Origin of the sequence: Aminithiophilus ramosus, from assembly GCF_018069705.1 — a bacterium.
GTDB lineage: Bacteria > Synergistota > Synergistia > Synergistales > Aminithiophilaceae > Aminithiophilus > Aminithiophilus ramosus.
Map to the genome: position 1 here is coordinate 2,312,070 of NZ_CP072943.1, position 19,121 is coordinate 2,331,190.

The 19,121-nt window shown below is 60.3% G+C and carries 10 protein-coding genes, 1 tRNA gene and 1 pseudogene; 8 read left to right on the forward strand and 4 right to left on the reverse strand.

The window, feature by feature from the left end; translation table 11 throughout:
- Positions 1-16: 16 nt before the first annotated feature.
- The gene (locus tag KAR29_RS10800; protein ID WP_274373000.1) at positions 17-166 is read right to left on the reverse strand and encodes a lmo0937 family membrane protein; all 150 of its coding nucleotides are present in this window, start codon (positions 164-166) and stop codon (positions 17-19) included.
- Positions 167-833: 667 nt separating this feature from the next.
- Between KAR29_RS10800 and KAR29_RS10805 the strand changes: the two genes are divergently transcribed.
- Both KAR29_RS10805 and KAR29_RS10810 read left to right on the forward strand, forming a co-directional pair.
- Positions 834-10,052: a GH36-type glycosyl hydrolase domain-containing protein gene (locus KAR29_RS10805; protein ID WP_274373001.1), complete on the forward strand. Its 9,219-nt coding sequence runs from the start codon at positions 834-836 to the stop codon at positions 10,050-10,052.
- Between the two features lie 91 nt (positions 10,053-10,143).
- A complete protein-coding gene (locus tag KAR29_RS10810; RefSeq protein WP_274373002.1) occupies positions 10,144-10,344 on the forward strand; it encodes an FMN-binding protein in 201 nt (66 codons plus the stop codon).
- 12 nt (positions 10,345-10,356) lie between these two features.
- On the opposite strand, the gene KAR29_RS10815 is transcribed toward KAR29_RS10810, so the two are convergent.
- Both KAR29_RS10815 and KAR29_RS10820 read right to left on the reverse strand, forming a co-directional pair.
- On the reverse strand, positions 10,357-11,160 hold the full coding sequence (locus tag KAR29_RS10815) for an LmeA family phospholipid-binding protein (RefSeq protein WP_274373003.1): 804 nt from the start codon (positions 11,158-11,160) through the stop codon (positions 10,357-10,359).
- A gap of 432 nt (positions 11,161-11,592) precedes the next feature.
- Positions 11,593-11,823 (reverse strand): helix-turn-helix domain-containing protein, encoded by a 231-nt coding sequence (locus KAR29_RS10820; protein WP_274373004.1) that lies wholly within the window; start codon positions 11,821-11,823, stop codon positions 11,593-11,595.
- A gap of 588 nt (positions 11,824-12,411) precedes the next feature.
- Here KAR29_RS10820 and KAR29_RS10825 point away from each other — a divergent pair.
- From KAR29_RS10825 to KAR29_RS10845, 5 genes are all read left to right on the forward strand, one after another.
- Positions 12,412-12,497, forward strand: a tRNA-Leu gene (locus KAR29_RS10825).
- A 426-nt stretch (positions 12,498-12,923) separates the two neighbouring features.
- On the forward strand, positions 12,924-13,499 hold the full coding sequence (locus KAR29_RS10830; protein ID WP_274373005.1) for a hypothetical protein: 576 nt from the start codon (positions 12,924-12,926) through the stop codon (positions 13,497-13,499).
- Positions 13,500-13,775: 276 nt separating this feature from the next.
- On the forward strand, positions 13,776-14,747 hold the full coding sequence (locus KAR29_RS10835) for a type II toxin-antitoxin system HicB family antitoxin (RefSeq protein ID WP_274373006.1): 972 nt from the start codon (positions 13,776-13,778) through the stop codon (positions 14,745-14,747).
- A 774-nt stretch (positions 14,748-15,521) separates the two neighbouring features.
- Positions 15,522-15,719 carry a hypothetical protein gene (locus KAR29_RS10840; protein ID WP_274373007.1) on the forward strand — a complete coding sequence of 66 codons (198 nt, stop codon included), beginning with the start codon at positions 15,522-15,524 and terminating at the stop codon, positions 15,717-15,719.
- A gap of 305 nt (positions 15,720-16,024) precedes the next feature.
- Positions 16,025-17,156, forward strand: a protein-coding gene (locus tag KAR29_RS10845; protein WP_274373008.1) for an IS3 family transposase whose coding sequence is annotated in 2 segments (ribosomal slippage) — positions 16,025-16,293 and positions 16,292-17,156 — 1,134 coding nt in all. Because the reading frame shifts where the segments join, the coding sequence is not laid out codon by codon here.
- Between the two features lie 2 nt (positions 17,157-17,158).
- Here the strand turns inward: KAR29_RS10845 and KAR29_RS10850 are convergent.
- A pseudogene (locus KAR29_RS10850) lies at positions 17,159-18,118 on the reverse strand (IS5 family transposase); the annotation flags it as partial.
- 262 nt (positions 18,119-18,380) lie between these two features.
- On the opposite strand from KAR29_RS10850, the gene KAR29_RS10855 reads away from it, so the two are divergent.
- Entirely contained in the window at positions 18,381-18,908 is a 528-nt protein-coding gene (locus tag KAR29_RS10855) for a transposase (protein WP_274373009.1), read from the forward strand.
- Positions 18,909-19,121 lie beyond the last annotated feature (213 nt).

The window sequence follows — 19,121 nt, forward strand, 5'->3', positions numbered from 1 at the left end:
TCCCGTTTCCCTCAAGCTAGAGCACGCGCCTGCCGCTGATGATGTTGACGAGGACGACGACGACGGCGACCACCAGCAGGACATGAATAAAACCGCCCATCGTGTGATTGCTGACCAGACCCAGAAGCCACAGAACGATCAACACAACGGAAATTGTCCACAACAAGACTTTCTCCTCCCTTCAGCTGCCAAAGGCCCTTTCGGCCGATTCAAGCAACAACGCCACAGCCCCTCGCCGACGAGCCACCAGGTAAGAGAAACAGAAAAAGGGAACGAGACGGAGGCGGTTTTCTTCTTTATCAGGGCAATGCGATATGCTTCATTTTACTCTATTATTAGTTAAATACATAGACTAATAAGGCCAATTCATGATGTCCCATCCGTTCTTGCTATCACGAATGACAACCGATTCTTTCGCTTCATCGCCCCTGCCTTCTCCGACACGCAGCCTGTTCATTATATTGAATAAGTTTTTTCGGAATTCCCTCTACCTTCTTTTCGGGGAGGAGAGGAAAGACCGCCTCCCCATCCGAAGGGCTCCTTTTTATGTGGACTGCGTCGCGATAGAATGTTAAAATATTCTATGAAGTCAGAAAAAAGATACTCATCGTGCCTGTTTCCTCCGACGCCCCCTCCGTCACCGCAGGGCCGGGCGGGAACCCGCCTCCGGGCCGACCTCGCGGACCGTCAAGGGATCAGCCCTCGAGAGGGTTCCGCGGGAAAGAGGCGGGCAACAGAGGCAGGAGGAAAGGGGATATTTCCATGAAAACCAACGGAACGACAGGTCCTTCCCTTCGAGACGACAGCTCTCCGCCCGAAGACGGGCACGGGGAATGAGGCTCTCTCTCCTGTGGCGATCTCTTTCCCGAAAGAACTCCACGTCGGGAAAGGCCACCCTCATCGGCTATTTCGTCAAAGGCCATGAAGCCCGGAAAGCCTTGAAGGACCTGAGGCGGAAGGGCTATCGGCACATCGCCCGGGTAAGCCGAAGCGCCGAAGGCACGCTCTCCATCGGAGACGTCTCCCCCTGGGTCCGAATCGGCCTGCAGGCCGCTGCGTTCGCCCTTTTCGGGGGCCTTTCCGCCCTGCTCTTCCCCGTTCATCACGGGTCATTCTCTCTGTCCGTCCCTGTCGGCGGTCTGGCCGGGCTCGCCCTGAGTCACCTCTGGATCGGGCACTTCCGATTCGGCACAGGCAGGAAGGAGCTCGAAAGGCAAGCCCGTCGTCTCATTCCGGGCGAAACGGCCCTGGTCCTTCTGGCGCCCATCGAACAGTTGCGGGACCCCATGACCGTTCTGCTGGGACAGGGCGAGATGGCTCCGACCATCTTCGTCCTCCACCCACGAAGGGAAAACCCGAACCGTCTCAAGGAGAGCCGCCCCCCCGGCAGCGTCCCGCCCAATCCCGCGCCGCTTCAGGAACAGAGCCGACGCCTGGCCAGGGGCCATCGGCTCGATGTCCGCCCTCCGAGGGACAGAAAACTCCTGAAACGGCTGGAGAGGGGCCGCCGGTGGGTGCAGCAGGTCTGCCTCGATCTATCCGAAGCCTCGCGCCTCCTGCAGAGCGTTCCATCGACGGCCGAGTGGCTCCTCGACAACGAATACCTTTTCGAGGGCAACGCCCGGGACGTGAGTCTCAACCTCCCCCGCCGCTATTACCGGCAGCTCCCGGCCCTGGCCGAGGGACCGCATCGCGGTCATCCCCGCATCTACGACCTGGCCCGGGAATTGGTCGCCCTCTCCGATCTCCACCTGGAGGAGGAGAACATTCTGGCCTTCACCGAGGCCTATCAGAAGGAGAAGCCCCTCCTGATCGGCGAACTCTGGGCTCTTCCTCAAATGCTCCGCATCGCCCTGATCGAGGGGATAGAGGTCATCGCCGATCGGGCCCTGACGGAACTGAGAGATCACGAGTCGGCCGACCTATGGGCCAACCGACTGGTCACGGCCAACCGGAACAATCCCAACGGCCTTTTTCCCCTCATGGCGGAACTGACTCAAACCCTTCCGGACCCGAGCCCTCACTTCGCCGCTCAGCTCGTCGATTCTCTCTACGACGAAGGCGCGGTCCTGGTTCCCGTGCGAAGCTGGCTGGAACAGGCCTTCGGCAAGTCCCTGAAGGAGATCCTCATGCAGGAGAGGAAACGCCAGACGAAAGACGAGTTTTCCATCGGGAACGCCTTCGGAAGCCTCCGCCGACTGGCCCTCCTCGACTGGAAGGAGTGTTTCGAGAGGCTGAGCCAGGTGGAGGAGACGCTGCGCCGAGATCCTTCCGGGATCTACCCCCGAATGGATTTCGCCACCCGCGACCGCTACCGCCGGGCCGTCGAGGACCTGCGCCGGGGATCGGATCAGAGCGAGGAGGCCATCGCCCGGAAAGCCGTCGACCTGGCGGCGGCCCCGTCCTCCTCGGAGGATGCCGAACGGCAGGATCACGTCGGGACCTATCTGATAGGCGAAAAGCGAAACGATCTGGCCCAGCTCGTCGGCTGCCGGGAGTCTTTTCGCTTTCGCGCCCTGAGTTGGGCTCACGCCAACCACTCGCCCCTCTACCTCGTCGGGTTGACGACTCTGACCGTGACGCTGCTCCTGACGGCCCTCCATATCGGCTTTCACCGGCAGAGTCCGGCGACGCAGGTCCTCTTCGCCCTCCTTGCGGCCATTCCGGCGAGCCAGATAGCCCTTGAACTGCTGAATCTCCTCGTCATGGCCCTCTTCCCTCCACGCTCCCTGCCCAAAATGGACTTCAGAACCTCGGGGATTCCCGATGCCTTTCGGACTCTCGTCGTCGTGCCCATGCTGCTGTCCGACGAAGAGGCGATCAAAACCGAAGTGGAAAAACTGGAGATCCGCTTTCTGGCCAACCGCGAGGAGAATCTCCTTTTCGCCCTCTACCCCGATTATCTCGATTCGGACAGCCTCCACGACAAGAACGACGAGACTCTGCTGAGCGTCATGACGCAGAGCATGGAAGAACTCGAAAAACGACATGGCGTCGGGCGCTTCTTCCTCTTCCTCCGGGAACGGACGTGGAGCGAAAGCGAACAGAAATTCATCGGATGGGAACGCAAGCGGGGAAAGCTGGAGGAGCTGAACGGCCTCATCTCCGGCACAGGACCCCGCGACGGAGCGAAACAGGTCTGCACGGGCGATCCGGAGAGACTTGCCGACGTGAGGTTCGTCATCACCCTCGACAGCGATACCCAGCTGCCGCCGGGCTCGGCCCGCAGGATGATCGAAACGCTGGCCCACCCGCTGAACCGGGCGCGCCTCGACGGGAACGGACAGGTCCGGTCGGGGTACACGCTCATTCAGCCCCGCGTGAGCCCCTCCCTTCCGAGCACGAGCGGTTCCCCCTTCAGCCGCCTCTTTTCGGACCCCGTCGGCATCGATCCCTACACCCAGGCCATATCCGATGTCTACCAGGACATGACGGGAGCGGGCTCCTACCACGGCAAAGGCATCTACGACGTGCGTCTTTTCGACCGGATCCTTTCCGGGCGCTTTCCCGAGGCACGGCTGCTCAGCCACGACCTGATCGAGGGAGCCCATGTCCGGGTGGGGCTGGCCAGCGACATCGAGCTTTTCGACGAATTCCCTCAGGACTACCGGACGTACAGCCGGCGCCAGCACCGGTGGATCAGGGGCGACTGGCAGATCGCCGAATGGATCATGGCCCGCGTCCCTCTGGCAAAGGGAGGAAGGGGGCCCAACCCGCTCTCCTGCTTCGACCGATGGAAGATCCTCGACAATCTCCGCCGCAGCCTTCTCCCGTCGGCCAGCCTGGCCCTGCTCGTCGCCGCATGGTTCGTCTCCGCGGAAGCCTCCCTGGCCGCCGGGGTCCTCGTGGCCACACAGCTGTTCTTCCACTCTCTCCTGCAGCCCTTCCGATGGGCGGCAGGGCGGGGTTTGGGAGGCACCTCGCTCGCAAAAGGGGCCCACGATCTGCTGCGGGTCATCGTCGAGGCGGCCCTGCTTCCCCATCAGAGCCTTCTCGCCCTGGACGCCGTCACGCGCGTCGTCTACCGCCGCCTCATCTCGCACCGCAAGCTGCTGGAATGGACTTCGGCTCAGGCGGAACAGAACAAAAGAGGCCCCCAGGGGAGCCCCCTGCGGCTTTCCATGGCCGCAGCCAGCCTTTTCAGTCTGCTCGTCTTCGGGGCCGTCGCCCAGGCAGGACCGACCAGCCTCCTGTCGGCGACGCCCTGGCTGACGCTCTGGCTTGTCTCGCCCTTTATAGGCTGGCTGCTCAACAGGCTTCCGCCTCCTCGATCACCGCGAAGCCTCGTCGCCCCGGAGGATCGGACCTTTCTGAGGCTCATCGCCCGACGGACGTGGCGTTATTTTGCCGATTTCGTCGACGGCGGGACCTCCTGGCTCCCCCCCGACAACTATCAGGCCTCTTACCGGAAGGGGCTGGCCATGCGCACGAGTCCGACGAACATCGCCCTCTACCTGGTCAGCGTGCTGAGCGCCCGCGATTTCGGCTACCTGACCGCCGACGGAGTGGTTCAGACGATGACGCCGACGATGAGGGCCATCGGGAAACTGGAGCGCCACGAAGGGCATCTCCTCAACTGGTACGACGTTCAAACGGGGCAGCCCCTGGAACCCCGTTACGTCTCCGCCGTGGACAGCGGGAACCTTCTCGGCGCTCTCCTGACTCTCGATCAGGGACTCCAGGCTCTCGTCGAGATGCCGATCCTCGACGACCGGCTCTTCGCCGGGCTTCATGACACAGGAGCTCTTCTGAGAGCGGCCCTTCTGAAGGACGGAAATTCCCCCTTCCCCGTCGGCTCACTGGATTCCCTCCTGCACGCCTGGGCCTCTCCGCCCGATTCCGTCGCCGATCGCCTGCACCTGCTGCGACAGACGGGAACGCCTTTCGCCCTCCATTCCGAGAAGAGCGCCGACGGCTCCGACGAGCCGGGAGACGTGGCCTATTGGACCGACCAGACGGCTCGGCAGGTGTCGGCCCTGCTGAACCTGGCCGATCGCTACCTGTGCTGGATCGAAATGCTGGCTGAGAAGACGGAAGAGGAGATCCGGACCCTCGCTCCGGAAGCCCTTTCCTCCTTCCGACAGGCCCTGACCCGTTCCCCCTCCCTCAAGGAGCTGAAGGAGGGCAGGGATGACGGCACCCTTTTCCTCCAGGCTCTGGAAAAAGCCCCCTCCGTGGCGGAAAACCTCTCGCCGTGGATCGGAAAACTCCGAGAAGCCCTTGCCACGTCGAAGTGGCTGGCCGGGGAGATGGCAGGCCTCATCGAAGGCCTGGCAGACGAAAGCCGCGAGCTTGCCCGGTCGATCAACATGAAATTTCTCTACAACACCGACCGCCACCTCTTCTCCATCGGATTCAACGTCTCCGAGGGCCGTCTCGACCGCGCCTTTTACGATCTTCTGGCAAGCGAAGCGCGCCTCGGAAGCTTCATCGCCATCGCCAGGGGGGAGATCCCCATTCAGCACTGGTTCGCCATGGGACGGCCCTACGGAGCCATCGGTCGACGGCGATCCCTGCTCAGCTGGACGGGAACGATGTTCGAATACCTGATGCCGCTGCTCTTCCAGCGATCCTACGACAAGACGCTGCTGGACAAGGCCGCCGGAGAGGCCGTCAAAATCCAGATCGACTTCGGACGCAAACACCACGTCCCCTGGGGGACATCGGAATGCGCCTTCGGAGACCTCGACATCCAGAAGACCTACCAATACCAGGCCTTCGGCGTTCCCGAGCTGGGTCTGAAGCGGGGACTCGTCGACAAGATCGTCGTCGCGCCCTACGCCACCTTCCTGGCCCTGGCCTTCGAGCCCCGAGAGGCCCTGCAGAATCTGAAGCGCCTGGCCGCCCTGGGATTGCTGGGAGAATACGGCTACTACGAGGCCATCGACTACAGCCGACGGGCGAACCATGAATCCGGCTCGGGCGTGATCGTCCATGCCTACATGGCCCACCATCAGGGAATGAGCTTCCTCGCCCTGAACAATTTCCTTCACGAGAACCGCCTCCGGGATCACTTCCACAAAGACATGCGCGTGCGCACCGTGGAATCCCTGCTTTACGAGCGCATCCCCACCTCGCCGCCGCTGCAGCACATCGCCACCCGCGAGCGCGTCTCTTCCGTATCCTCCGTCGGTGAAGCCGCCCCCGCCGTCAGCCTCTTCGACACGCCCCATACGGCGACGGTCAAGACCCAGATCCTGTCCAACGGGCGCTACGGCCTCATGATCACGGCCGCAGGCGGAGGCTACAGCCGCTGGAAGGATCTGGACATCACGCGCTGGCAATCCGATCCGACTCGGGATTCCCAGGGGAGCTTCTGCTACTTCCGCGACCTCGATTCGGGCCGTCTCTGGTGCAACACCTACCACCCGACGGACGGCAAGACCGCCTCCTTCCGCGTCAACTTCACCCTCGACCGGGCCGTCTTCCACCGCATCGACGACGGGATCGAAAGCGAGACGGAAATGATCGTGGCCCCCGAAGACGACGTCGAAATCCGCCGGATCACGCTGATCAACCGTTCCACCCAGAGACGGCGGATCGAACTGACCAGCTATGTCGAACTGGCACTGGCGCCGCACAGGGCAGACCGTCAGCACCCGGCCTTCAGCAAGCTCTTCGTTCAGACCGAGGCCCTGACCGAAGAGAGGGCCCTCCTGGCCTGGCGTCGCACCAAAAGCGACGACGAGAGGACCCTCTACGTGGGGCACCGCCTGACTGCGGCGAAAAACGCCGACACATCTTTCCCCGCCCCTCTGCGCTTCGAAACGGATCGGAGCCGCTTCATTGGCCGGGGGCACTCCCTCTCGGCCCCCATGGGCGCCCTTCTCGAACCGGGAGGAAGCCAGGGCTTCGTCATCGATCCCATTCTCAGCCTGCGCCATGGCATCACTCTGGAACCGGGAGAGAGAAGGGAGGTCTCCCTCATCCTGGCCGCAGGCTCCTCCCGTCGGGAAGTGACGGATCTGATGGTCAAGTTCGGCGAACCGCATGCCATCGATCAGGCCATGGACATGGCCTGGGCTTCGGCTCAGCTCAACCTGCGTCTTCTGAGGATTCAGCCCGACGAGGCGCGCCGCTTTCAGCAGATCGCAGGCCACATCCTCTACCCCAACGCCCTCCTGCGCTCGGCCCCGCAACACATCGCCGCGAACAGGAAAGGACAGTCGGGACTCTGGGCCTACGGCCTTTCGGGAGACCTGCCCCTCGTTCTCGTCTCCATCGGCGAGGCACGCGACATGGGACTGGTCCGCCAGATTCTCCAGGCCCACGCCTACTGGACCCTGCAGGGCCTCTCGACGGATCTGGTCCTTCTCAACGAGGAGAACAGCGGCTACGAACAGCCGCTCCGCAACGATCTCGAACGCCTGATTCAATCTCACGGAACGGCTCCGGGGCCGGAACAGCCGGGCAACATCCGCCTCCTCACGGCCGACCTCCTTCCGCCGGAAGACCTGACGCTGCTGAGAGCCGTCGCGAGCGTGGCCCTGGCGGCGGCCCGGGGCACCCTGCCTCAGCAGATCGCCGCGGCCGCTCCCGAGGGATCGGTCCTGCCCGAAATCAAAAAGACCGGAGACGATCGACGAGGTCCATCGGCCGTCCTTCCCTTCATGGAGCTCCCCTTCTTCAACAGCCTGGGAGGATTCACCCCCGACGGCCGCGAATACGTCATCTACCTCGGCCCCTCCATGGACACGCCCGCGCCCTGGGCCAACATCATGGCCAACCCGACGTTCGGCACCCTCGTCAGCGAGACGGGAGCCGGCTTCACCTGGCAAGGCAACAGCCAGCGCAACCGTCTGACGCCCTGGTCCAACGACCCCGTCCTGAACCCCTCCTCGGAGGCGATCTACCTCCGCGACGAGGAGACGGGAGTCTACTGGACGACGACGGCCTCCCCCATCCGCGAAGAGGGAGCCTACCGCGCCCGTCACGGGGCGGGCTACACCGTCTTCGAACACAACAGCCACGAAATCGACCAGGAACTGACCGTCTTCGTCCCCGTCGACGACCAGGGCGGAGAGCCGATCAAACTGCAGAGACTGGCCCTCTTCAACGACTCGGACCAGCCGCGCGAACTTTCGGTCACCTACTACGTGGAATGGGCCCTGGGCGAGACGCGCGAGGCCTCTCAGATGCAGATCGTCACGACCTGGGACGACGAAGCCCAGGCTCTTGTGGCCCGCAACGCCTATCACGGCGACTACGGAGGACAGGTGGCCTTCGCCGCCGTGAGCGAACCCGTCGGCTCCTACACGGGAGACAGGACGGCCTTTCTGGGACGTAACCGCTCGCCCCAAAACCCGGCGGCGATGGAACGCGTCCGGCTTTCACGCCGGACCGGAGCGAACCTCGACCCCTGCGCCGCGCTGCAGGTCACGGTGACCCTGGCACCGAGAGAGCGCCGGGAAATCGTCTGCATGCTCGGTCAGGCGCCCTCGATCGAAGCCGCCCGCAGTCTGGTCGAGACCTACAGGGACAGCACCGCCCCGGAGAGGGCGCTGAGGCGGACTCAGGCCTGGTGGGAAGATCTCCTCGGAACGATCCAGGTCCGCACGCCGGAACTCTCGGCCGATCTCATGATCAACCGCTGGCTGCTCTACCAGGACCTGAGCTGCCGCATCTGGGGACGCTCCGGCTTCTACCAGTCCGGCGGCGCCTTCGGCTTCCGCGACCAGCTGCAGGACGTCATGGCTCTTCTCCACACCCGTCCTCGGCTGGCCCGGGAACACATCCTGCAGGCGGCAAGCCGACAGTTCAAGGAGGGGGACGTTCAGCACTGGTGGCATCCCCCCGGCGGGGAGGGGATCCGCTCGCGGATCTCCGACGACCTCCTGTGGCTCCCCTTCGTCGTCGCCCGCTACGTGAACGTAACCGCCGACAGGACCCTCCTGGACGAACTCGTCCCCTTCGTTGACGCGCCCCTGCTGAAAGACGACCAGCAGGAGAGTTTCCAATCACCAGGTCCCTCGGCGGAAAGGGCCACCCTCTTCGAGCACTGCCGTCGGGCGCTGGCCCACAGTCAACGCTTCGGCGTCAACGGCCTGCCCCTGATCGGATCGGGAGACTGGAACGACGGAATGAATCGCGTCGGCGCCGGAGGAAAAGGAGAGAGCGTCTGGCTGGGCTGGTTCATGGTCCATGTTCTGAGGGGAATGTCGGAGATGGCCGATCTTATGGGGCTGGACGAAACAGGCCGCTCCTTCGAGGCGGAACGGGAAGCGCTGATCGAAAAGATCGAGGCTTTCGCCTGGGACGGAGAGTGGTACCGGAGGGCCACCTTCGACGACGGAACCCTCCTGGGCTCGAAAAGCAGCGACGAGGGACAGATCTTTTCCCTGCCCCAATCCTGGGCCTGGCTCAGCGGCGCCGCCGAAACCGACCGGGCACGGAAGGCCCTCGACGCGGCCTGGAGCCGCCTCGTCCGAAAAGAAGAAGGACTCGTCCTCCTCTTCGATCCTCCCTTCGACCGGACGGAACCCTCGCCGGGATATATCCAGGGCTACCCGCCGGGAGTGCGCGAAAACGGCGGCCAGTACACACACGCCGCCCTCTGGCTGGCCATGGCCATGGCCCGCAGCGGAAACGGCACGAGGGCGACGGAAATCCTCCGCCTCCTCAACCCCATCGAGCACAGCCGCGAACCGCAGGCCCTGTGGCGTTACGGCGTCGAACCCTACGTCGTCGCAGCCGACATCTACCGTCTGCCCGAACAGGTCGGCCGAGGAGGCTGGTCCTGGTACACGGGCTCGGCGGCCTGGATGTACCGCGCCTGGGTGGAGGAAATCCTGGGCCTCAACGTGCGGGGCGACACACTGGAACTGGCCCCCGTCATTCCCGGCTGGTGGGACGGATTCCAGATACGCTACCGCCACGGTGAAGCCCACTACGAAATTGAAGTCGCCAACCCGGACCACTGCGAAAGAGGCGTCGCCTCCGTCGAAATCGACGGACAGCCCGTCAGAGGGGGAATCATCGGCCTCAGCAAAGACCGGGGCAAACACAGGGTTCGGGTCCGCATGGGCAGACCGGAAAAAGAGCCGGGAGCCTGACGAACTTTACAGACCGGCCGACGTCGACTTCGCCTCCGTCGGAAACGGCACCTACGTCGGCTCCGAAGACACGGGACTCGTCGCCGCCGACGTGCGCGTCACCGTCGAAGGGGGCGTCGTCACCGCCATCGACCTGCTGCGCCACGAAAACGGCCGCGGCGAAAAGGCCGAAATCGTCGTCGACCGCGTCCTCGCCGCCCAGTCCCTCCGAGTCGACGCCGTATCGGGAGCCACGGGCAGCAGCAAAGTCATCCTGAAAGCCATCGAAAGGGCCCTGAAAAAGGCCCCCTGAGGGACCTGCGCCTCAGCGCGCCTCGTAGCGCAGCGTCCTTCCCTCGAAGCGCGTCGGAGCCGTCGCCGTCGACAGAAGGAGCGAATCGTCGTCGATCTTCAGCTGGCGGAGCCTGACGGGAAAGGGAAAATCGCGGAAATCGAGAAGGGGCTGGGCCTCCTCGATGGCCTCGACGATCTGGGCCATATCGGTCTCGGAATTGTTCACCGAGACCTGGTAGCCCTCCATGACGAGACGGTCCCGGTCCCGTATGGCCAGACGGCTCGAGATCTCGACGAAGGCCGATATGGCCCCCGAGGCGAAGCGGGCCGAGGCGGAAAAGCCGCCGGGACGCAGATCGAGATGAAGATCGCGCCATTGGGCCGAACCGGCCGAAAGAGTCGCCCCCAGGAGACAGTCGTTGAGATCCTTCTCGGTCACGCGCCCCTCGAAATAGCCCTGGACGGCCTCGACGACTGAGAGCCCCTCGGAGCCGTCGTCGAGATCGACTTTCACGAAAAGGGCCTCCAGACGGATCGCGTCGACGCGCAGCGCCCCCTGACCGGCGCCGCGGGCCTCCAGATAGAGGCGGCGGATCGATCCCGACGCGTCGGGCCCCCCTTCGAGGACCAGCTCCAGACTCTCGGGACGGAGCGTCTCGACCAGATCGCGAAGGAGCTTCACCTCCGGCTCCGAGCCCTCGACGGCCCCACGGAACACCTCGGGCGACGTGGCGGCGAAGGCCCCGGAAAGGCCGAAACAGAAGGACGAAAACAGAAGCAGAAAAACGGCAAAAGCCCGCCCCCGGAACCGCGGAGCCCCAATCCTTCCTCTCACGAAAAGCACCTCCTCGATGAATGACGGCCGCTTTTACCCTACCACCCCTTCCCCGGAGATTCCAGATCCCGCCTTCCGGGAGGCGAAGAGGCAGGGGCCGGGACGGATCGAGCCACCGATGCGACGGAGCCGACGTTCCGGCGAAAGGCAGAGTCTCCGATTCGGGGAAACAGCGCCCCTCGCCCTTACCGTACCGCCGGGGCCCCTGTTGATCCGCAGCGGAAAGCCTCTCCCTCCGGGGAGAGGCTTTCTTCATCCTTTCCCCGGACCGGGACATCGCCCCGACCGACGGGAGAAGAAAACAGCGGCGGACGCTCGGCGCCCGGAAATCCACCCCATGCCGAGAGACCCCGCCGGAAAGAAGAGCCGTCAACGGCCCCCCCGCGAAGGAAGGGGCCTTCCTGCAACGGAGGCCGGGCACGTTCCGGCGACTCAGGGCGCCTCTCCTTCCCCCGTCCGATTCTCTTTCTCGTGCCTGATGACGGCCTCTATGGGGACGTCCAGGCGGGTACAGATGCGGTCGAGCAGGTCAAGAGAAACGGACTCCCCTTTGTTGATGCGGGTGAACGTAGAGGGAGCGGCCCCGATGGCCCGGCGCAAGTCCTCTTTCGATAGGTCCTTGTCGATCAGCGTCTTGAACAACGGCTTGTAGCTGAAGGGCATGGCTTCACCTCCTCTCTGAAAACGATCATATCAAAAACTGCTCGATATCGATGTTTCGATATTGACATGGCATCAGCAAGACGCTACGACATGATCGATATCGATAAATTTATTAGCGATATCGATAAGGAGACAAAGACGCCACAACGGGAAGCGGCGTCGGAGCGTGGCCGCGATCGTCGAGCCCGGAACCCTTCGCGACAAAGGAACCCTTCCATCCCGCAGTCCGCACCTTTGCTTTCGGCAAGGCCCCGGCCCGCATCATTCATCGTGACGGACAGATCGAGGTCCTCTGCTCCTTCCTCCCCAACGGAAAGGTCGGTAAGCAACGGCCGGGCTGAAAAAAAGACGGCCGCGAACGGACGAGCAAAGGAGGCGGCATGATGAGCAAAGAGACGAAAGGCGGATATGTCGGAGCGATGCGGCTGGAGATTCCGGAGATGATGACGGAATGAGCCGTCCCTTCGAGGAGAATGACCTGGTTCTCAGCCTGGAAGACCTGCAGGCGGCCGCCGAGGGCGCGGGCGGAAGTTCCGTCCCGCCGCCTCTGGACAAGCCCCGGGGGGTGTGGCATCATAAACACCGCAAGCCGGGGTGGCGGAACGGTAGACGCAGCGGACTCAAAATCCGCCAGTGGCGACACTGTGGGGGTTCGAGTCCCCCCCCCGGCACCAGATGAAACGAAAAGGCCTTCCTGTCGGCAAGACGGGGAGGCCTTTTTTTTGAGGTTGACATTAATTTACGCAGTGATAAAGTGAGGCTAATCGATAAAGAACGATGCACCATGAAAAGCCCCTGTAACCCTTGCATCTCCCGCCCAGCCCCCGCCGGAGCGACGACACCTTGACGACGCCCGCCCCATGGAGGCCGAACGGCCCCGCCGCTCGGACTCGCATCCCCGGACGGATCCGCCGAAAGCCCTTGGACGGAACGCGCCGCCCCTCCCCTTCCGGCGAGGCCGAAAACCCGACCTCCCCTCGGGCCATGGTGTCGGGCAGCCGTCGCTGCTCGACGTCATGTTCCGAGGCCTCGGACGGGGAATGGTTTTGTGAAAATTAGATCGGATCAAGCTTCCCCACAACACAAAAGGAGGAATTTCCATGCAAATCAAACCCCTCGACGATTCCGCCTGCTGCCCGAACGCCCGTCCAGTTAAGGAAGAAAAAAACCAGGGCCTGGCCACGGAAGAAAAGATCGACACCAAGATAAGGCCCGACTCGTCCTCTCAGCAGAATGTCCCGACAGCCCCGCAGGATGAGTACATCCCCAGCGGTGACGACGCCGAAACGCCCTCCGGCGTCTACACCCCCGAACCCAGCGAAAAGGCCAGATCAGCCGCGAGCTCGGCCGACCCGACTTCACCTGAAGCCCGGAAGGAGAGCGCGACGGGCACCGGAGAAGACGAAAAATCCGTCGAAGAGGAAAAAGCGACAACCTCCGAATCGGACAAGAAAGACAAAGGCACCCTTTGCACGACGAACACCGATCGGGTCGATTCCGAAATAAAGAAATTAAAAGAGAAAAGAACCCAACTCGAAAAAAGACTTCAAGGCACCCCCGCCGACGAGAACCAGCTCGAGGACCTGAAAAAAGAGCTGTCTCAGCTTGAAGCCGAACTGAGCGAGAAAGACAACGACGCCTACAGAAAACAAAACGCGACCTACACCTTCAGCTGAAGGACATAGGCGCCACGGACGCGATCGATCCCGCCTGCGGAGGGCCGCAAGCCCCCCCGTCCGCAGGCGGAGGGCCAGGCGGAAGGGCACCGGAACGAAGGCTTCCCTTTCGCCCCAGCCCCGCTTCGGATCGGCGCCGTCGGGACCGCGCCACCGGAGAGGGCCGCTGGAGGGTGCTTCTCATCAGGGAGAACCTGGCTAATAAGTGGATACTTTCTTGAATATTTGGCTAATTTACAGATAATGGAAATCCATTATTAAGCATGGAGGTTTATGATGGCGACTGAACACGTTTTTCCCGCTATCTTTACTCATGATACAAACGGATACACTATCGAATTTCCCGATCTTCCTGAAGTCACCGTACACGCCGACTCCCCAACAAATGCAATCCATAACGCTCAAATGGCTCTCTATCAACATCTAGTGGATAGAGAACAAAGAGGGGAAATCCTTCCGGAACCTTCACCTGACATAAGTATTGTAAGCAGTCTAAATAAAGGTCAGTTTATAATATCAATTAATCCCACTGCCTTTCCACATTATCAACCCATTGTAGACTCGAAAATAGAGAAAGACATTGAATTGCTCAAACTCATAGAAAGACACTCAAATAACCTTAAGATATTTGGAGGAACAGTAGCAGGGGCAACATATTCAGGAATAATCTATTTTATATTTAATTATAAAGATATAGCCAATAAGACCAAATCAATAAGGTACTGGATAGGAGGATGGTATGTTTTGTGGCTTGTTTGTTTTTTTATTTACTTTTTTTTAACTATAACCCTCTTCAAAGCCGAGAGGCAAAACCGAAAAAATATTAAATATATATTAAATAATTCCTTTATGAGCAATAATCATAAAAGAATTTATCAAGAAACCATGCTTCAAGAATCAAACATTAATTTTTTTAATATATTAAGTTTTTTATTCAAGATATCTCCTATATTCATGCTACCAATTACTGTGTTTTATCCTATTGATCAGTTAAATTCACTAGACAAACCTTTAGCCGTTTTTTTTGCTTTTATTATGGCTATTTTTTTCTTTTGTTTATACCAAAAAATACGACAAATGCAAGAGAAAGAACAAAAAGATACAATATTACGTGTATTTTCCTGGTCCATTCTTTTCAGTGCTATTGTCTTTCTCGTTTTTTTTATAAAAACACTACACGAACTACACAATTCAAAAATAAAGTATGATATTTTTAGCACATTGATCTTAGCTTCCTCTAGGCACTAGCCCTCCGCAGGGGTTATGTTTGAGGCGCCCCGGCCAAAGCCCCCCTTGCGGAAGAGAGCTACCACAGGCACGCGAGGATCCGTCAGAAATTTTCATTGCCCGTAAAACCCACCCCTGAACGTGCCGGACCCGTCATCCGGCTCTTTTTCTCCCCTCACTCCCAAGTGCCTCCGGATCTCCCGGGCAAATCCGACGGCCGAGGTTCCGTCGGCGGCGATGAAGCCTTCCGAGGTGATGGCCTGCCTTTCGACGAAGCGCCCGGCGCCCCGGTAGTTCGGGGCCAGTTTTTTCAGGCAGGCCGCGGAGTCGCCCCTATGTCCGGTCCGGGCAGCCCCTGTCGGCAAGGAAGATGCGGGCGTCGCAGAGGGCCGCGACGGGAATGCCCCTGTCGACACAGAAGCTTTCTCTGGAGGCCTTCTCATTGGTTGCAACTTAGCCGAATATTCTGTATGGAACGACGATTAGAACTCCTGCCCGACATGCCTGTTAGTATGGAGTTATCCCTTGCATCGACCAGGAGGAAGGATCCCATGTGAACGCCAAGTCTTGAAAGCTATGAAAATCCTTTGGTCCAGGAGGTGGGGCAGCGGCTCTCGGAACTCTTTCCGCGCCGGTGGATTCTCGAGCAGGCCAAGGCATCGGGCTTCGTCGAAGGGATCCGCAATCTCGACCCGATGATCTTTTTTTGGGCATCTGGTTCTCGCTTTCGGCTCTTCGAGCCGCCTGTGTCTTCTCCAGCTCCATTGGAGCCATCAGAAAGTCGCACCGGACCAGATGAGTTGGCCCGCCTTCTACGATCGCTTCACGCCGGAACGGCTCGAATTCCTCAAAAGATGCCTGGAGCGTGCCATGGCTCGCGTCGTCTTCGAGGCGCTCCCCACGAGGGCGACGGAGTCGCTCGAGGCCTGCGACATCAGGGAGATCGTCGCCATCGACAGCACCCTGATTCCTCTTCATCCCGATCTGGCCTAGGGAACCTCTGAAAAAAAGATCCGGCGAGCTCCAACAGTACCTCTTGGTGGCTGAATTCGTGCGCTGTGTGCCATTTCAGCCTGTCGCGTCAGGCAAGTTGCCTATGTGGAGCTATTACCGGCTCTTTTTTGCCTTATGGTTGCTGTTTTGCCGGCTTTTGAAGACACTACGCCCTATCCATCTCCAATAAAAGCCTTCTCACCATGTACAGGTTGGACTATAGTGGACCCCGAAAACTGGACCACGAGCTAAGTTGCAGTTGAAGTCGGGCTGTATCATAGGGTCCCAGAAAGAGAGGGGACATCATGGCAGCCAAGCGACAGAGGCGTTCAGCGGAGTTCAAAAGCAAAGTAGCCTTCGCTGCCCTGAAAGGGGATAAGACCCTGGCTCAATTGTCGGGTGAGTTCGAGGTTTCCGCCGTCCAGATCGGTCAGTGGAAGAAGCAGCTTCTGCAAGGGGGTCCGGAGATCTTTCAACGCAAAGGCACTCCGATGGATGTCGAGACGTTGATGGCCCCCCTCTACCAGGAGATCGGTCGGCTCAAGATGGAGCTCGACTGGCTCAAAAAAAAATCAGGCGCTGACGCTTGAGGGAAAGCGGACCTCCATCGATCCCGAGCACCCTTCGATCAGTGTTCGTCGGCAATGTGACCTCCTTGATCTTAACCGGTCCAGCTTCTACTACGCGAGCTCTTCCGCGACGGAGACGGCGGAGAACCTTGAAATCATGGAGCTCATCGACGGCCGGTACACCTGCGCCCCCTCTTACGGGAGCCGCCGGATGACGGCCTGGCTGCGTCGACAGGGACAGGACGTGAACCGCAAACGGATCGGACGGCTGATGAGGCTTATGGGGCTCGAAGGGATTGGCCCCAAACCGGGAACCAGCAAGCCTCACCCCGAACATGAGATTTATCCCTACCTGCTCCGGAACGCCGTCATCGTCAGACCGAATCAGGTCTGGAGCACCGATGTCACCTACCTCCCGATGAGTGGCGGTTTCATGTACCTCGCGGCCGTCATCGATTGGCACAGCCGCTTCGTCCTCTCCTGGGAACTTTCCAACACCCTGGACGCAGAGTTCTGCGTCGTCGCCCTCGACAGGGCTCTTCGGCAGGGAACGCCGGAGATCTTCAACACCGACCAGAGCTGTCAGTTCACCAGTAAGGCCTTTCTGTCTCTGCTCAAGGAAAAGGAGATCCGGATCAGCATGGACGGTCGTGGCAGGGCCCTCGACAACATCTTCGTGGAACGCTTCTGGCGGACCCTCAAGTATGAGTGGCTCTACTTGAACGACTATGAGCGGGTCCGCGATCTCCGCTGCGGCCTGCGGGAGTATATGGACTTCTACAACGGCGAAAGGCTTCACTCCTCACTGAACTACAGGACACCGCGGGAGGTTCACTTTGCCGACCGGGAGGGACCGATGGCGGTCTGACTTTAACTAACTTCGGGCCTCAAATGGTCTTGACAATGGGGTCCACCATAGGACAGGGCAAAAATCACGTGGACATGGCTTGTGTTCTTCTTGAGCCCCTTGTAACGCACCTTGGTGAATCCGAAGACTCGCTTCGCGATCAAAAAGACATGCTCCACCTTTGCCCTCGTTTTGGACAGCATACGATTGTGAGACTGTTCTTCGTCGGTCAGTTTCCTGTTCCGTGACCCTCTTTTGTTGGTGTTGTCGACGGCATCGGGTGCCTTTTCCCGGATCGTCTCCGTCTTGCCTATGTAGGCCGAATCGCCCCAGACTCCCTTTTCCGCTCCGTGGAGAAGGTCTCCGACCATCGGGGAGTCGTGGACATTCGCTGCCGTGGTCGCGAGGCTGTGGACCAGCTTGCTGTCTTTGTCCACCCCGATGTGGACCTTCATGCCGAAGTAGTACGGGTTCCCTTTCTTTACCTGATGCATGTCGGGGTCTCGCTTCTTCTCCTTGTCCTTCGTCGACGAGGGCGCGGCGATGATGGTGGCGTCCATGATGGTTCCCTCGGCAAGGCGCAGTCCTTTCGATTGCAGGTGAGCATCGACCTCACGGAAGATCCGTTTCCCCAGGTCGTGCGCTTCGAGAAGGTGGCGAAACTTGCAGATGGTCGTCTCGTCGGGGACAGGCTCGTTCCCGAGGTCGATGCCGACGAAGCGCCTCATCGATTCCATGTCGTAGAGGGCTTCTTCCGCTGCCGGGTCGCTGAGGTTGAACCGGCACTGGAGAAAGTGGATTCGGAGCATCCGCTCCAATCCAACCGGTGGACGACCTCGTTCGGCCTTGGGATAGAAGGGAGCGATGAGCGCGCAGAGATCCTTCCAGGGGACCACAGCCTCCATTTCGGAGAGGAACTTCTCCCGCCGGGTAGGCTTCCTGTATCTCTCGAAGGTCTGGGCGTCGGCAAGGGTTTTCTGTCGCTGATCTCGCGTCTCGCACTCCTTGAAAAGGGGATGAGGACATCGGCGCTACAGCTCTATTCTACCAATTACATCATCACTGATGCGACTTCATGAAAGGCGCTTTTTTCAGAGGTTCCCTAGAGCTTTCCCGACGCCAGGAGCACGACCGCGGCGGCGAAGCTGAACGTTCAACTCGGGCTTCTCAATCGCGCTCCCAGGGCCTTTTCCGTACCTCTCGGGCAAGACGGCCGAAAGCCCCCTCATGCCGACGGAGGCGTGGATGGAAGGGTACCTGCTTCAGATTGAGGAAGACCCTGCCTTCCGTCCCCTTCGTTTCGTCGGCGTCAAAAACGAGAAGACCGGCGAATATCATCTCTACGTCACCCATCTGCCGGCGGACAAGGTCTCTCCCGAGGAGATCGCTGATCTTTACCGGGCCCGATGGGCCGTGGAGATCTTTTTCAAGGAGCTTAAAAGCCACTTCGGCCTCTCGTCGATCGGTTCAGGGAAAAAGCACATCGTCGAAATCGTCATCTGCGTGGCCCTGCTGACGGTCATCGTCTCGGGCCAAGTGCGCAGGGAACTGGAGAAGGAGCCGCGAAGCGACGTCAAGGAGATGGGACCTCTCCTCTACGCCGAGCACTTTCACCACATCTCCACGGGGCTCCTCCAAGCCGTCCTCTATCACGAAGGCTTCCGCTTCGACCCGGCCTCGCTCTGGATCGGCGCCATCAGGGCTGATCCCTTGCCCGAGCGCTACCGGAGAGGACGGCTGGAGGATGTCTATCGCCAGAGAGAACCTAATTAATAGATGGACACCTTCTTGAATATTTGGCTGAGTTGCAACCAATGTGATGTTTCCAGGCAAACTTCGAACACGCTTTCCGCAGCTCCCTGTCCGTGCCGTGAATTACATTACGTTGAAATTACTTTCATGATTGCCCCTATCCTTCGTCCTATGCCGTCGCGATGAAAACCTCGCAGACATCTTGCATGCCTGACCTTACGTCTATCCAGGCAC

Coding starts and splice junctions, on each gene's coding strand:
- KAR29_RS10820 (WP_274373004.1), bottom strand. CDS start 11,823: ATGCCCTTCAGCTACAAGCCGTTGTTCAAGACGCTGATCGACAAGGAC.
- KAR29_RS10805 (WP_274373001.1), top strand. CDS start 834: ATGAGGCTCTCTCTCCTGTGGCGATCTCTTTCCCGAAAGAACTCCACG.
- KAR29_RS10840 (WP_274373007.1), top strand. CDS start 15,522: ATGAGTTGGCCCGCCTTCTACGATCGCTTCACGCCGGAACGGCTCGAA.
- KAR29_RS10835 (WP_274373006.1), top strand. CDS start 13,776: ATGGCGACTGAACACGTTTTTCCCGCTATCTTTACTCATGATACAAAC.
- KAR29_RS10830 (WP_274373005.1), top strand. CDS start 12,924: ATGCAAATCAAACCCCTCGACGATTCCGCCTGCTGCCCGAACGCCCGT.
- KAR29_RS10855 (WP_274373009.1), top strand. CDS start 18,381: ATGGAAGGGTACCTGCTTCAGATTGAGGAAGACCCTGCCTTCCGTCCC.